This window comes from Pseudomonas sp. SID14000 (assembly GCF_002165135.1).
Classification (GTDB): domain Bacteria; phylum Pseudomonadota; class Gammaproteobacteria; order Pseudomonadales; family Pseudomonadaceae; genus Aquipseudomonas.
On sequence record NZ_NFZQ01000009.1, the window covers coordinates 250,773 to 264,164 of the forward strand.

General features: G+C 61.8%; 13 protein-coding genes. 3 read left to right on the forward strand and 10 right to left on the reverse strand.

Annotation, left to right across the window (positions count from 1 at the left end; translation table 11 throughout):
* Nucleotides 1-50: 50 nt before the first annotated feature.
* Entirely contained in the window at nucleotides 51-2,033 is a 1,983-nt protein-coding gene (gene dnaG / locus CAY82_RS15715; RefSeq protein ID WP_087502033.1) for a DNA primase, read from the reverse strand.
* Nucleotides 2,034-2,335: 302 nt separating this feature from the next.
* Nucleotides 2,336-2,551: a 30S ribosomal protein S21 gene (rpsU, locus tag CAY82_RS15720; protein WP_003255575.1), complete on the reverse strand. Its 216-nt coding sequence runs from the start codon at nucleotides 2,549-2,551 to the stop codon at nucleotides 2,336-2,338.
* Between the two features lie 204 nt (nucleotides 2,552-2,755).
* On the opposite strand from rpsU, the gene tsaD reads away from it, so the two are divergent.
* Nucleotides 2,756-3,781, forward strand: coding sequence for a tRNA (adenosine(37)-N6)-threonylcarbamoyltransferase complex transferase subunit TsaD (gene tsaD, locus CAY82_RS15725; protein WP_087502034.1), 1,026 nt, complete (start codon nucleotides 2,756-2,758; stop codon nucleotides 3,779-3,781).
* A gap of 3 nt (nucleotides 3,782-3,784) precedes the next feature.
* Here the strand turns inward: tsaD and plsY are convergent, their stop codons facing one another.
* Complete coding sequence (gene plsY / locus CAY82_RS15730) at nucleotides 3,785-4,354, reverse strand: glycerol-3-phosphate 1-O-acyltransferase PlsY (protein ID WP_087502035.1); 570 nt, start codon at nucleotides 4,352-4,354, stop codon at nucleotides 3,785-3,787.
* A gap of 74 nt (nucleotides 4,355-4,428) precedes the next feature.
* Here plsY and folB point away from each other — a divergent pair, with 74 nt between their 5' ends.
* A complete protein-coding gene (folB, locus tag CAY82_RS15735) occupies nucleotides 4,429-4,785 on the forward strand; it encodes a dihydroneopterin aldolase (RefSeq protein WP_087502036.1) in 357 nt (118 codons plus the stop codon).
* The gene (folK, locus tag CAY82_RS15740) at nucleotides 4,776-5,285 is read left to right on the forward strand and encodes a 2-amino-4-hydroxy-6-hydroxymethyldihydropteridine diphosphokinase (RefSeq protein WP_087502037.1); all 510 of its coding nucleotides are present in this window, start codon (nucleotides 4,776-4,778) and stop codon (nucleotides 5,283-5,285) included. The genes folB and folK overlap by 10 nt, the downstream gene beginning before the upstream one ends.
* A 109-nt stretch (nucleotides 5,286-5,394) precedes the next feature.
* Here the strand turns inward: folK and CAY82_RS15745 are convergent, their stop codons facing one another.
* The 7 genes from CAY82_RS15745 to apaG all read right to left on the reverse strand — a co-directional run bounded on the left by CAY82_RS15745 (nucleotide 5,395) and on the right by apaG (nucleotide 13,324).
* The gene (locus CAY82_RS15745; protein ID WP_087502038.1) at nucleotides 5,395-6,501 is read right to left on the reverse strand and encodes a multifunctional CCA addition/repair protein; all 1,107 of its coding nucleotides are present in this window, start codon (nucleotides 6,499-6,501) and stop codon (nucleotides 5,395-5,397) included.
* Nucleotides 6,502-6,556: 55 nt separating this feature from the next.
* On the reverse strand, nucleotides 6,557-8,125 hold the full coding sequence (locus CAY82_RS15750) for a SpoVR family protein (RefSeq protein WP_087502039.1): 1,569 nt from the start codon (nucleotides 8,123-8,125) through the stop codon (nucleotides 6,557-6,559).
* Entirely contained in the window at nucleotides 8,122-9,393 is a 1,272-nt protein-coding gene (locus CAY82_RS15755; protein WP_087502040.1) for a YeaH/YhbH family protein, read from the reverse strand. The genes CAY82_RS15750 and CAY82_RS15755 overlap by 4 nt, the downstream gene beginning before the upstream one ends.
* Before the next feature lie 130 nt (nucleotides 9,394-9,523).
* Entirely contained in the window at nucleotides 9,524-11,446 is a 1,923-nt protein-coding gene (locus tag CAY82_RS15760; protein WP_046614421.1) for a PrkA family serine protein kinase, read from the reverse strand.
* Nucleotides 11,447-11,730: 284 nt separating this feature from the next.
* Nucleotides 11,731-12,063, reverse strand: a complete 333-nt coding sequence (gene glpE, locus CAY82_RS15765; RefSeq protein ID WP_087502041.1) for a thiosulfate sulfurtransferase GlpE — start codon at nucleotides 12,061-12,063, stop codon at nucleotides 11,731-11,733.
* Between the two features lie 14 nt (nucleotides 12,064-12,077).
* Nucleotides 12,078-12,944 carry a symmetrical bis(5'-nucleosyl)-tetraphosphatase gene (locus CAY82_RS15770; RefSeq protein WP_087502042.1) on the reverse strand — a complete coding sequence of 289 codons (867 nt, stop codon included), beginning with the start codon at nucleotides 12,942-12,944 and terminating at the stop codon, nucleotides 12,078-12,080.
* The gene (gene apaG / locus CAY82_RS15775; protein ID WP_012270198.1) at nucleotides 12,944-13,324 is read right to left on the reverse strand and encodes a Co2+/Mg2+ efflux protein ApaG; all 381 of its coding nucleotides are present in this window, start codon (nucleotides 13,322-13,324) and stop codon (nucleotides 12,944-12,946) included. Before apaG ends, CAY82_RS15770 begins: the two co-directional genes overlap by 1 nt.
* Nucleotides 13,325-13,392 lie beyond the last annotated feature (68 nt).

The window sequence follows — 13,392 nt, forward strand, 5'->3', positions numbered from 1 at the left end:
AGGTCTTGGCGGGCAAAAAACAAGCCGAGGATTATACCCGAGCATGGGCCTCACGCGCCAGATGAGGTCGGCGTTTGTGCGGGAACATTCCGGCTCAGCAGGGCGAGGAGCTGGTTTTTTTCCTCGCTGGTCAATTCGCTTTGACGTGATTTCCTGAGCAGTTGTTCCAGGCTGCGCTCGCGTTGGCGGGCGGACAAGCTAGTTATAGTGTCGAAAAACTGTTGTTCAAGGTTGTCGGCCACGATCAGCCATTCCTTTTCCGCCAGGGCTCGCAGCAGGCGCCCCTGCTCGGTGCCGTGCCAGCGTGCGATCAACTGCATTGAGCTTAGCCCAGGATTTTTCTGCGCGGCTTCGATCAGCGCCACTAGCAACTGGCTATACAGGTGTTCTTCGTCGGCGAAGTGGCTGGCATCTTCCACCTTTCCGGCCAGCAACGGATGGTGCAGCAGGGTGCGCAGGGCAGCCAGGGTGGGCGGCTCGACCGGGGCTGGTACGCGTGGAGGCGCTTCGTCACGTTGCTGCCAGGGCTTGCCGCCCTTGCGGTTCTTGTCCCACGGCTTGTCACTCCACTGCTTCTTGCCAGCGCCCTTGTTTGGCTTCCATTCCTGTTCCTGATGAACGGGGGCGTAATCGTGCTGCGGCATGTCGCCGTAATCGGGGGTGTAGCTGGCCATGGCGTCGTAGTCGTAGCCAGGGTCGTAGTCCGGCACGCTGCTGGCGGCCGGGGCGTGTTGCGCCAGTTGCTCGACCTGCTGCGGGTCGAGGCCGGTGATTTCCTTCAGGCGGTTGCGCATCAGTTGGCGCAGGTTGGCGCCAGGGATTTTTTCGATCAACGGTGCGGCTAAAGTCGCCATGTGCGCCTTGCCTTCCAGCGAGCGCGGGTCGGCTTCGACGCTTAGTTGTTCGAAGAAGTAATCGGCAAGCGGCTGGGCGTGCTGGTTGATGCGGGCCATGAAGGCATCGGTGCCTTCGGCGCGCACCAGGCTGTCCGGGTCTTCACCTTCGGGCAGGAACAGGAAGCGCGCGCGACGGCCGTCCTGCAGGTTCGACAGGGTCGATTCCAGGGCGCGCCAGGCAGCCTTGCGCCCGGCCTGGTCGCCGTCGAAGCAGAACAGCACGCTGGGTACCACGCGGAACAGCCGCTTGAGGTGCTCTTCGCTGGTGGCGGTGCCGAGGGTGGCCACGGCGTTGCGCAGGCCTTGCTGGGCCAGGGCAATGACGTCCATGTAGCCCTCGACGACGATGATTTCGTCGAGGTTGCGGTTGTGCTTGCGTGCCTCGTACAGGCCGTACAGTTCCTGGCCCTTGTGGAACACCGGGGTTTCCGGGGAGTTCAGGTACTTGGGCTTGTCGTCGCCTAGCACCCGGCCACCGAAGGCGATGATGCGCCCGCGGCTGTCGCGGATCGGGAACATTACCCGGTCGCGGAAACGGTCGTAGCGCTTGCCGCTTTCGGCGTTCTCGATCAGCAGGCCTGCATCGATCATCACCTTCTGCTGCAGGGTATCGGCACCCAGGTGCTTGAGCAGGTTGTCCCAGCCCGGCGGGGCGAAGCCCAGGCCGAAGTCGCGGGCGATTTCCCCGGACAGACCGCGGCCCTTGAGGTAATCCACTGCCGCCTTGCGGGTCGGGTGGCTGCGCAGCGCCTGGCGGTAGAACTCCGAGGCGGCGTCCAGCAGCGGGTACAGCGGCGAATCGGTTGGCTGACGCGGCTTGTGGTCGCGGCGGCCTTGCTCGCGGGGCACTTCCATGCCGGCGGCGCGGGCCAGTTCCTCGACGGCCTGGGGGAAGTCCAGGTTGTCGTGGTCCATGACGAAGCCCAGGGCGTTGCCGCCGGCGCCGCAGCCGAAGCAGTAGTAGAACTGCTTGTCGGGGCTGACCGTGAAGGAAGGGGTCTTTTCCTTGTGGAACGGGCAGCAGGCGGAGTAGTTCTTGCCGGTTTTTTTCAGCTGGACGCGCGAACTCACCACGTCGACGATGTCGAGGCGGTTGATCAGGTCGTCAATGAAGCTCTGGGGAATCAGCCCGGCCATGGCAGTCTCGTCATCTGGCAACTGGCAAGTCTAATCGCTCACGCGCCGAATGGGGCGAGTGCCGCTTGGGGAAGTGCGAGGGAATGTGTGCTCGTCGCCAGCCCCTGAGGGCCCGTCAGTCGGACGTGCACGTCTGGTCATACAGCAAGGAGGACCAGCTCTGACGTTTCAGGCAGGTTGCCCATGTGCAGTTCGCATGAAGCTTGTGCAGGGCCTTGAGCTAGCTGCTCAAGTTTGAATCGACCACTGCCATCGCCCGGCAGTTAGCCGGGCAGGCAGAAGCTTTGCGTAGAACGTCTGTATTAGTACAGGCGAACGGCGCGGCGCTGTTCGCGCTGAACTTTCTTGGCGTGACGCTTAACAGCAGCAGCTGCTTTGCGCTTACGCTCGGCGGTCGGCTTCTCGTAAAACTCGCGGCTACGAACTTCAGCCAGTACACCGGCTTTTTCGCAGGAGCGCTTGAAACGACGCAGAGCTACGTCGAAGGGTTCGTTCTCTTTAACTTTGACGGCTGGCATCCAGGGCTACCTTAATTCATTACCGGGGTAGACGTGCTCCTGGCAAAACAAAGGTGTGCTGGAGAACGTCGGTTTTCAAGGGTTGCGGATGTTAACCCTTAGCAAGCCGGAATGCAAAGCCTCTGATCGAAAACCGCTGGTCGGCATCCGACACGGGGACTATCATGCGCGGCTTCGAATTCAGCCCCCACAAGGGACGAACCCATGCTAGTACTGGGATTGGAAACATCCTGCGACGAAACTGGCGTCGCATTATACGACAGCGAGCGCGGTTTGTTGGCCGATGCGCTGTTCAGCCAGATCGACCTGCACCGCGTGTTCGGCGGTGTGGTGCCAGAGCTTGCCTCGCGTGACCACGTCAAGCGCATGCTGCCACTCATCCGCCAGGTGCTGGACGAGGCCGACTGCGTCGCCACCGAGATTGACGCCATCGCCTACACCGCAGGCCCGGGCCTGGTCGGTGCATTGCTGGTAGGGGCCTCCTGTGCCCAGGCGCTGGCCTTTGCCTGGGATATCCCGGCGATTGGCGTGCACCACATGGAAGGCCACCTGCTGGCCCCTATGCTGGAAGAGCACCCGCCCGAGTTTCCGTTCGTCGCTTTGTTGGTCTCCGGCGGCCATACCCAGCTGGTGCGGGTTGATGGCATCGGCCAGTACGAACTGCTGGGCGAGAGCCTGGACGACGCCGCCGGCGAAGCGTTCGACAAGACCGCCAAGCTGATCGGCCTGAACTACCCCGGTGGCCCGGAAATCGCCCGTCTGGCCGAGCGCGGCGTGCCTGGCCGTTTCGTGTTCCCGCGGCCGATGACCGACCGCCCGGGCCTGGAGTTCAGTTTCAGCGGCCTGAAAACCTTTGCCCTGAACACCTGGCAGCAGTGCCGCGATGCCGGCGACGACAGTGAGCAAACCCGTTGCGACCTGTCCCTGGCATTCCAGCAGGCGGTGGTGGAGACTTTGACCATCAAGTGCAAGCGGGCGCTGAAGCAGACCGGCCTCAAGCGCCTGGTCATTGCCGGTGGCGTCAGTGCCAACAAGGCCCTGCGCGCGTCCCTCGAGGACATGCTCGGCAGCATCAAGGGTAACGTGTACTACGCGCGCCCGCAGTTCTGCACGGACAACGGCGCGATGATCGCCTACGCTGGCTGCCAGCGGTTGTTGGCCGGGCAGCAGCAGGACCTGGCAATCAGCGTGCAGGCACGCTGGCCGATGGAGCAGTTGCCGCCGGTCTAAGCGTCAGAAGTGCCGTTCGCGCCCGGCAAACAGGTCGCGCAGGTTGCTGCGGTGGCGCCACACGATCATCGCCGTCAGCACGGTGATCGGCAGCAGGGCCTCGGGCTCGCGCCAGGCCAGCAATGGCAAGGTCAGCGGTGTGGCGATCAGCGCCGCCAGCGAGCTGGTGCGGGTGAGGTAGAAGGTCAGCAGCCAGGCGCCGATGGCCAGCAGCGCGGCCGGGAAGTACAGGGCCATGAGCATGCCGGCGGCGGTCGCCACGCCCTTGCCACCCTGGAAGCGGAAGTACAGCGGGAACAGGTGGCCCAGCACCGCGCACACGCCAATCCAGGCCTGCGCGTGCAGGTCCAGCCCGGCAAGGCGGGCGAGCAATACCGGCAACAGGCCCTTGCACAGGTCGCCAAGCAGGGTCAGGATCGCCAGTTTGCGGCCTGCCAGGCGTAGCATGTTGGTGGCGCCAGCATTGCCTGATCCGCTGGAACGCGGGTCCGGGCTGCCCGTAAGGCGGCTGAGGACGATGGCGAAGGACAGCGAGCCGAGCAGGTAGGCGAGCAACGCCAGTAACCAAAACATGCTAACTATTCCGGGCGAGGACGCCCTGATTCTAACGGCGCCAGTCGCCCTTGTCGTGCTGTGGAGAGAAGTGCTTGGACAGAGTGTTCATCGAAGGCCTGGACGTCGATACCGTCATCGGTGCCTATGACTGGGAGCGGGATATTCGCCAGTGCTTGCGCCTGGACCTGAGCTTTGCCTGGGACAACCGCCCGGCTGCGGCCGGTGACGACCTGAACCTGGCGCTGGACTATGCCAGCGTGTCGGCGCGCATCCAGGCGTTTGCCGAACAGGCCCGTTTCGAGTTGGTGGAAACCTTCGCCGAGCGCCTGGTGGCGACGTTGATGGAAGAGTTTCACATCCCGTGGGTGCGGTTGAAACTGACCAAGCCGGGTGCGGTGCCGGCGGCCCGTGGTGGTGTTGGCGTGGAGATCGAGCGCGGATGTCTCTGAGCACGGTTTACCTTGGCCTTGGCAGCAACATCGACCGCGAGGCACATTTGTGCGCCGGGCTCGATGCGTTGGCAGGCATCCTGACCGACATACGCTGTTCGCCGGCGTTCGAAAGCCAGGCGGTGGGGATCAAGAGCGGGCCGTTCATCAACTTCGTGGTGACCGGGCAGACTGCGTTGCCGTTGATCGAACTGGATCGCCGGCTGAAGTTCATTGAAGCCGACAATGGCCGCTATGCGCCGGACCGCAAAGGGCTGCCGCTGGATATCGACGTGCTGATGTACGACGATTTGCACGGCACGTTCGATGGGCTGGTGCTGCCTCGGGCCGAGATACTGAAGAACGCCTTTGTGCTGTGGCCGCTGTCGCTGCTGGCGCCGGAGCTGGTGCATCCGGGGGTAGGCAAGACGATGGCGCAGTTGTGGCAGGAGGCGCGGATCGATCAGGTGCTGGCGCCGGTTGCCTTTGAGTGGCGTGGGTTGCAGCTCACTCCAGTTTGAGCCTGTACCGGCCCTTTCGCGGCTAAAGCCGCTCCCACAGGGATCGCGTGATGCCAAATGTTGTGCCATCCCTGTGGGAGCGGCTTTAGCCGCGAAGGGGCCGGTATGCTCAACCGAGCTTGTAAGCCTCGAGCGCTTTCAACCGCTCACTTTTGAGTGCTTCACCCAAGGCCTGGCCAGTCAGCCCTGCCTGCACCAACGGCTTCACATCCACTGCCCGCACCGCCGCCGCTGCCCCTCGCAGGTAATCGGCCTGTGGATAACCCGACTTGCACTCACCCAGCGCTGTCATCTCGCAAGCTATCAGGAAATCCTCGAACCGCTGCGGCCGCCGATACACATCGAACTTCTGCAACAACTCCAGCAGTGCCGTGGCGGGCAGCTCCAGCGCCTGGTTGCCTTGCGCCAGGCACTCACCCGTCAGCAACGCCAGCTCCTGGCACTCTCGCGGCGCCTTGAGGCGCTGGTTGACGGCTTTGATCGCGGCTGGTGTCAGCGCCCGCAACAAGCAGGCCCAGCGTACCGGCAGGGGCTGTTCATACAGTGCTGCCTGTTCCAGCGCCGCCAGGGCCTGGGGGCCGTCATCAAGCTCAGGCAGCAGCTCCTGCAGAGCCCCGCAAGCATGCAGCACCTGGAAGAACACCTGCGGCTGCGCTTCCATCAGCGCCCGCTCGATTTCCTTCCAGCTGCGCTCGGCGGTCAGCGCCTGCAGTTCGCCCGAGGCGCTGATCTGGCGCATCAATTCAAGCGTCTCATCGGCAACCCGGAAACCCAGCGGTGCATAACGGGCAGCAAAGCGCGCAACACGCAGCACGCGCAAGGGATCTTCGGCGAATGCCGGTGAAACGTGGCGCAACAGGCGCTTATCGAGATCGTCCTTGCCGTGATAGGGGTCGTACACCGTGCCCGCTTCGTCTTCGGCCATCGCATTGATGGTCAAGTCACGGCGGATCAGGTCTTCTTCCAAGGTCACATCGGGGCTTGCATGGAAGGTGAACCCACCATAGCCACGCCCGCTCTTGCGTTCGGTGCGCGCCAGGGCGTATTCCTCGCCGGTTTTCGGGTGCAGGAACACCGGAAAATCAGCGCCAACTGGCCGAAAGCCCTTGGCGTGCATTTCTTCGACCGTGGCGCCGACCACCAGCCAGTCGATATCACTGACGGGGCGGCCGAGCAGGCGGTCGCGCACGGCGCCGCCGACTTTGTAGATGTGCATGTGCAACTCTCCATAACTGCCGACAGGATACCCTGTCGGCAGTTATGGCGTGGCACTAGAGGTGGTGGATGACAGCCAGGTCCATGCGGCCGTAGTCGGCGTTTTCGCCGTGCTCGCCGCGCGGTGGCATGTGGTGGGTCTTCATCACCTGCTCGCCCTGCACGGTCTCCAGGTGGATATCGAAGCCCCACAGGCGGTGCAGATGCTTGAGCACTTCATCGGTCGAATCGCCCAGCGGCTTGCGGTTGTGTTGCTGGTGACGCAAGGTCAGCGAGCGGTCGCCGCGGCGGTCGACGCTCCAGATCTGCACGTTCGGTTCGCGGTTGCCCAGGTTGTACTGCGCCGCCAGTAATTCGCGGATGGTCCGGTAGCCGGCCTCGTCGTGGATGGCAGGTACGTACAGGTCATCGCGCTGGTCGTCATCGAGGATGCTGAACAGCTTGAGGTCGCGCATGACCTTGGGTGACAGGTACTGCAGGATGAAGCTCTCGTCCTTGAAGCTGCTCATGGCGAACTTGATGGTGGAAAGCCAGTCACTGCCGGCAATGTCGGGGAACCAGCGGCGATCTTCCTCGGTCGGGTTTTCGCACATGCGGCGGATGTCGGTGTACATCGCAAAGCCCAGTGCGTAGGGGTTGATGCCGTTGTAGTAAGGGCTGTCGAAACCGGGCTGGAACACCACACTGGTGTGCGACTGCAGGAACTCCATCATGAAGCCTTCGGTGATCAGCCCCTCGTCATACAGGTCGTTCATCAGCGTGTAGTGCCAGAACGTCGCCCAGCCTTCGTTCATCACCTGGGTCTGGCGCTGCGGGTAGAAATACTGGGCGATCTTGCGCACGATGCGCACCACCTCACGCTGCCAGGGTTCCAGCAACGGGGCGTTCTTCTCGATGAAATACAGGATGTTTTCCTGCGGTTCGGCGGGGAAGCGCGCATCATCGCGCTCGTTGCCCTTGTCTGCGCTCTTCGGAATGGTCCGCCACAGGTCATTGATCTGCCGCTGCAGGTGCTCCTCGCGCTCCTTCTGCCGCCGCCGCTCCTCTTCAGCGGAAATCGGATAAGGCCGCTTGTAACGGTCGACGCCATAGTTCATCAGGGCATGGCAGGAGTCGATCAGGTCTTCCACGGCATCGATGCCATGGCGCTCTTCGCACTGGGCGATGTACTGCTTGGCGAACACCAGGTAGTCGATGATCGAGCTGGCGTCGGTCCAGGTGCGGAACAGGTAGTTGCCCTTGAAGAAGCTGTTATGGCCGTAGCAGGCATGGGCGATCACCAGTGCCTGCATGCACATGGTGTTTTCTTCCATCAGGTAGGCGATGCACGGGTCGGAGTTGATCACGATCTCGTAGGCCAGGCCCATCTGGCCGCGGCTGTAGGACTTTTCCGTGCTTAGGAACTGCTTGCCATAGGACCAATGGTGATAACCCAGCGGCATGCCGACCGAGGCGTAGGCGTCCATCATCTGCTCGGCGGTAATCACCTCGATCTGGTTGGGGTAGGTGTCCAGGGCGTAACGCTCGGCCAGGCGGCTGATTTCCCGGTCGTAGGTCTGGATCAGTTCGAACGTCCACTCGGACCCGGTGGAAATAGGTTGGCGTCTCTGTGCTCTGGCGGTCATGTGGCTAACCTGCGCTGGAAGAGTTCACGGAAGACCGGGTAGATGTCGCCGGCCGATACCAACTGCTGCTGGGCGAACGTGTCGGGGAAGGCTTCGCCGATGCGCTCGTATTCGTACCACAGCGCCTGGTGCTCACGAGGGGTGATTTCAACGTAAGTGTAGTACTGCACATGCGGCATGATCTGTTTGGCCAGGATATCGCGGCAGATCGGCGAGTCGTCGTTCCAGTTGTCGCCGTCGGAGGCCTGGGCGGCGTAGATGTTCCAGTCACTGGCCGGGTAGCGTTCGGCCATGACCTCCTGCATCAGCTTGAGCGCGCTGGAAACGATGGTGCCGCCGGTTTCCCGCGAATAGAAGAATTCTTCCTCGTCCACTTCACGGGCGCTGGTGTGGTGGCGGATGAACACCACTTCGATGCGCTCGTAGTTACGCTTGAGGAACAGGTACAGCAGGATGAAAAAGCGTTTGGCGATGTCCTTGGTGGCCTGGGTCATCGAGCCGGACACGTCCATCAGGCAGAACATCACCGCCTTGGAGCTGGGGTTGGGCTGCTTGACCAACAGGTTGTACTTGAGGTCGAAGGTGTCGAGGAAGGGCAGGCGGTTGATGCGTGCCTTCAGGCGTTCGATTTCCTGTTCGACTTCCTGGATATCGGTGAAATTGTCCGGCTCCTCTACCTTCAGGCGGGCAAGTTCCTTCTGTGCTTCGCGCAGCAGTGCGCGACTGCTGCCGGTCAGGGCGATACGCCGGGCATGGGCCGAGCGCAGGGTACGCACGATGTTGATGCGTGACGGGTTGCCTTCGTTGGCGATACCGGCGCGCACGGTCTTGAAGGTGTCGGCCCCGGTCAGGTGACGTTTGACCAGATTGGGCAGTTCGAGGTCCTCGAACATGAACTCGAGGAATTCCTCCTGGGTGATCTGGAAGACGAAGTCGTCCATGCCCTCGCCGGAGTTGCCGGCCTTGCCACGGCCGCTGCCACCGCCGCCACCTTGCGGCCTGGGGATATGTTCACCGGCAGTGAATTCCTTGTTGCCTGGGTGCACGATGGTCTGTTTGCCCCCGCGACCATGGTGCAGCACCGGTTCGTCGATGTCGCGCCCTGGAATGCTGATCTGCTCGCCATGTTCCATGTCCATGATGGAACGGCGGCTCACCGCCTCTTCGACGGCTTTCTTGATGTGCTCGCGGTACCGCCGCAGGAAGCGCTGGCGGTTGACCGTGCTCTTGTTCTTGCCGTTCAGGCGTCGATCTATAACGTAGCTCATGGTCCCTCCGGTAGCTGGGAACAGCTGCACGCTTCAAGCTACGAGCTGCTGCACGTAAAGGCAGCAAAGCAGCTGCCGCCGCCCAAGGCTGGTGTAGCAGCCCTGGGCGTGCGGTGGGTAGCTTGTCGCTTTATTGCGATTTCCTGACCCGCAGGTACCATTCCGACAGCAGACGAACCTGTTTGTCGGTGTAACCACGCTCCACCATGCGCGTGACGAAGTCGTTGTGTTTCTGTTGGTCCTCCTTGCTGGCCTTGGCGTTGAAGCTGATGACTGGCAGCAGGTCCTCGGTGTTGGAGAACATTTTCTTCTCGATCACCACCCGCAGCTTTTCGTAGCTCAGCCAGCTCGGGTTCTTGCCGTTGTTGTTGGCACGGGCACGCAGTACGAAATTGACGATTTCGTTGCGGAAATCTTTCGGGTTGCTGATGCCGGCCGGTTTCTCGATCTTCTCCAGTTCTTCGTTGAGGGCGATACGGTTGAGGATTTCGCCGGTTTCCGGGTCGCGGTATTCCTGGTCCTGGATCCAGAAGTCGGCGTACAGCACGTAGCGGTCGAAGATGTTCTGGCCGTATTCACTGTAGGACTCCAGGTAAGCGGTCTGGATTTCCTTACCGATGAACTCGATATAGCGCGGGGCCAGGTACTCTTTCAGGTAGCGCAGGTAGCGTTCGCGCACTTCGGCAGGGAACTGTTCCTGCTCGATCTGCTGTTCCAGCACATACAGCAGGTGCACCGGGTTGGCGGCCACTTCATGCGGGTCGAAGTTGAAAACCTTGGACAGGATCTTGAACGCGAAGCGGGTCGACAGGCCGTTCATGCCCTCGTCGACGCCGGCGGCATCGCGGTACTCCTGGATCGACTTGGCCTTCGGATCGGTGTCTTTGAGGTTTTCCCCATCGTACACCCGCATCTTCGAATAGATGTTGGAGTTTTCCGGCTCTTTCAGGCGCGACAGCACGGTGAACTGGGCGAGCATCTTCAGTGTGTCGGGTGCGCAGTGGGCCTTGGCCAGCGAGCTGTTGATCAGCAGCTTGTCATAGATCTTGATTTCGTCGCTGACGCGCAGGCAGTACGGCACCTTGACGATGTAGATCCGGTCGATGAACGCCTCGTTGTTCTTGTTGTTGCGGAAGGTATGCCATTCCGATTCGTTGGAGTGGGCCAGCAAAATCCCGGAGTAGGGGATGGCGCCGAGGCCTTCGGTGCTGTTGTAGTTGCCTTCCTGGGTGGCGGTGAGCAACGGGTGCAGGACCTTGATCGGGGCCTTGAACATCTCGACGAATTCCATCAGGCCCTGGTTGGCCCGGCACAGTGCACCCGAATAGGCGTAGGCGTCGGCGTCGTTCTGTGGGAATTCCTCGAGCTTGCGGATATCCACCTTGCCGACCAGGGCCGAAATGTCCTGGTTGTTCTCGTCGCCGGGTTCGGTCTTGGCGATGGCGACCTGGTTGAGGATCGACGGGTACAGCTTCACCACCTTGAACTTGCTGATGTCGCCGCCGAATTCCTGAAGGCGCTTGGTAGCCCATGGCGACATGATGGTGTTCAGGTAGCGCCGCGGGATGCCGTACTCTTCCTCGAGAATGGCCCCGTCTTCGGTGGCGTTGAACAGCCCCAGGGGCGACTCGAATACCGGCGAGCCCTTGATGGCGTAGAACGGTACCTTTTCCATCAGTTGCTTGAGTTTTTCGGCCAGCGACGATTTGCCGCCGCCCACCGGGCCCAGCAGATAGAGGATCTGTTTCTTTTCTTCCAGGCCTTGGGCGGCGTGGCGGAAGTAGGACACGATCTGGTCGATGCACTCTTCCATGCCATGGAAGTCGGCAAAGGCCGGATAGCGGCGGATAACCTTGTTGGAGAAGATTCGCGACAGTCTGGAGTTGGTTGAGGTGTCGATCAGCTCCGGCTCACCGATGGCCAGCAACAGCCGTTCGGCCGCCGATGCGTAGGCACTGCGATCCTCTTTGCACAGCTCGAGGTACTCCTGCAGCGAGAGTTCTTCCTGGCGCGTAGACTCGAAACGTTGTTGGAAGTGGCTAAAAATACTCATGACGTCACCTCGCTCGATACGTGGAGACGACGCCGGATCAGTCAGCTGATGCTGGCATGCAACCGGGTCCGCCGGCTGCTGTATACCCCCCAGAACACCCTGTAACGCTACCGATGACCCGCACGCCGGTGTACCGGCTCTCCCCTTTTTCTGGATGGCCTGCGCTTAAGAATAGTTGGTTATCCGCAAGGTCAAGGGCGAGGGGCGGAGAAGTTACGAACGACCGTTCGTCAGATAAGCCGCAAGCCCGCACGGGGCGCGGGCTGCGGTAAAAATGAAAAAAATTATTCGGCAGTGCCCTGGGCGGTCTCGGCCGGGTAGGTGGCGCGCCACAGCTCAAAGCCGCCGTCCACGCTGTATACGTCGGAGAAGCCTTGGTTCACCAGGTAGGCGGCAGCGCTCTGGCTGGAATTGCCGTGGTAGCACACCACCAGGGTCGGGGCATCGAGGTCGGCGTTGCGGATGAACTCGGCGACCGAATGGTTATCCAGATGCTTGGCACCGGTGATGTGGCCGGCGGCGAAAGCTTGGGGGTCGCGAATATCGACGACGACCGCACCTTCTTTCTTGCGAAGCTCCAAGGCCTGCTCGGGAGGGATGCGCTTGAATTCGCTCATGGGTACTACTTCCTTCAGGTGTGGTCGTTGAGTGTAGTGGGTTGTGCCGATTGGCGCAGGGTGCCGTCGTCGGCGCAATCGCAGCGGTGGTATTCGCCGTTGTCGACGTTGTACAGGGTCATGGCGCCGCCCCACACGCAACCGGTATCCAGGGCGATGACGCCGGGCTCGTCGACCTGTCCCTGCAGGGCGGCCCAGTGGCCGAAGATGATCTTCACGTGGCGTGAGCGGCGGTCCTTGTGCGCGTACCAGGGTTTGTAGCCTTTGGGCGCAGTATCCAGGCCTTCCTTGCTCTTGAGGTCAAGCTTGCCCTCGGCGGTGCAGAAGCGCATGCGTGTGAGGTAGTTGGTGATGACCCGCAAGCGTTCGATGCCGCTGAGGTTCTTGTTCCACTTGTTCGGCTCGTTGCCGTACATGCCGTCCAGGTACAGTTTCAGGCGCTCGTCGTCGCGCAGCACTTCCTCGACCTCGGCGGCCAGCGCCAGGGCTTTGCCCAAGGTCCATTGCGGCGGAATGCCAGCGTGAACCAGGGCAATGCCACGCGGCTCGTCGTAATGCAGCAGTTTTTGCCGGCGCAGCCAGTCGAACAGCGCGTCGGCGTCCGGCGCTTCGATGATTTCGCGCAGGGTGTCGCTTTTCTTCAGGCGTTCGACGTTGTGCCAGGCGGCCAGCAGGTGCAGGTCATGGTTGCCCAGTACGCACACCAGCGACTGGCGGATCGAATAGAGGAAGCGCAAGGTTTCCAGTGACTCGGGGCCGCGGTTGACCAGGTCGCCGACCAGCCACAGGCGGTCGACGGCGGGGTTGAAGCTGACCCGTTCGAGCAGGCATTTGAGTGGCTGCAGGCAGCCCTGCAGGTCACCGACGGCGTAGGTAGCCATCAGTGCAGCGCTCCGGGCACCGCTAGGCGGAAGGGGGCGATCTCGGCATCGAAGCGTTTGCCGTCTTCTGCGAACATCTGGTAGCTGCCCTGCATGGTGCCCACGCGGGTGCTGATGACCGCGCCGCTGCTGTAGGTGTGGCTCTGGCCCGGGTCGATATTGGGCTGCTGGCCGACCACACCGGCACCACGCACTTCCTCCACCTCGCCGTCACCGTTGGTGATCAGCCAGTGGCGCGACAGCAGCTTGGCCTTGAGCGAGCCATTGTTCTGCACGGTGATGGTGTAGGCGAAAGCGAAACGACTGTTTTCAGGGTCGGATTGTTCTTTGAGGTAGCGGGTCACGACGCTGACGTCGATCTGATAGCGGGGGTCGGACATGCAAGGGCCTTGGGCGAACTGAAGCAATAATGCAGTCTAGGCCATTGAGAGGGGGGAGGGCCAGCGGT

Coding starts and splice junctions, on each gene's coding strand:
- dnaG (WP_087502033.1), bottom strand. CDS start 2,033: ATGGCCGGGCTGATTCCCCAGAGCTTCATTGACGACCTGATCAACCGC.
- rpsU (WP_003255575.1), bottom strand. CDS start 2,551: ATGCCAGCCGTCAAAGTTAAAGAGAACGAACCCTTCGACGTAGCTCTG.
- tsaD (WP_087502034.1), top strand. CDS start 2,756: ATGCTAGTACTGGGATTGGAAACATCCTGCGACGAAACTGGCGTCGCA.
- plsY (WP_087502035.1), bottom strand. CDS start 4,354: ATGTTTTGGTTACTGGCGTTGCTCGCCTACCTGCTCGGCTCGCTGTCC.
- folK (WP_087502037.1), top strand. CDS start 4,776: ATGTCTCTGAGCACGGTTTACCTTGGCCTTGGCAGCAACATCGACCGC.
- CAY82_RS15745 (WP_087502038.1), bottom strand. CDS start 6,501: ATGCACATCTACAAAGTCGGCGGCGCCGTGCGCGACCGCCTGCTCGGC.
- CAY82_RS15750 (WP_087502039.1), bottom strand. CDS start 8,125: ATGACCGCCAGAGCACAGAGACGCCAACCTATTTCCACCGGGTCCGAG.
- CAY82_RS15755 (WP_087502040.1), bottom strand. CDS start 9,393: ATGAGCTACGTTATAGATCGACGCCTGAACGGCAAGAACAAGAGCACG.
- CAY82_RS15760 (WP_046614421.1), bottom strand. CDS start 11,446: ATGAGTATTTTTAGCCACTTCCAACAACGTTTCGAGTCTACGCGCCAG.
- glpE (WP_087502041.1), bottom strand. CDS start 12,063: ATGAGCGAATTCAAGCGCATCCCTCCCGAGCAGGCCTTGGAGCTTCGC.
- CAY82_RS15770 (WP_087502042.1), bottom strand. CDS start 12,944: ATGGCTACCTACGCCGTCGGTGACCTGCAGGGCTGCCTGCAGCCACTC.
- apaG (WP_012270198.1), bottom strand. CDS start 13,324: ATGTCCGACCCCCGCTATCAGATCGACGTCAGCGTCGTGACCCGCTAC.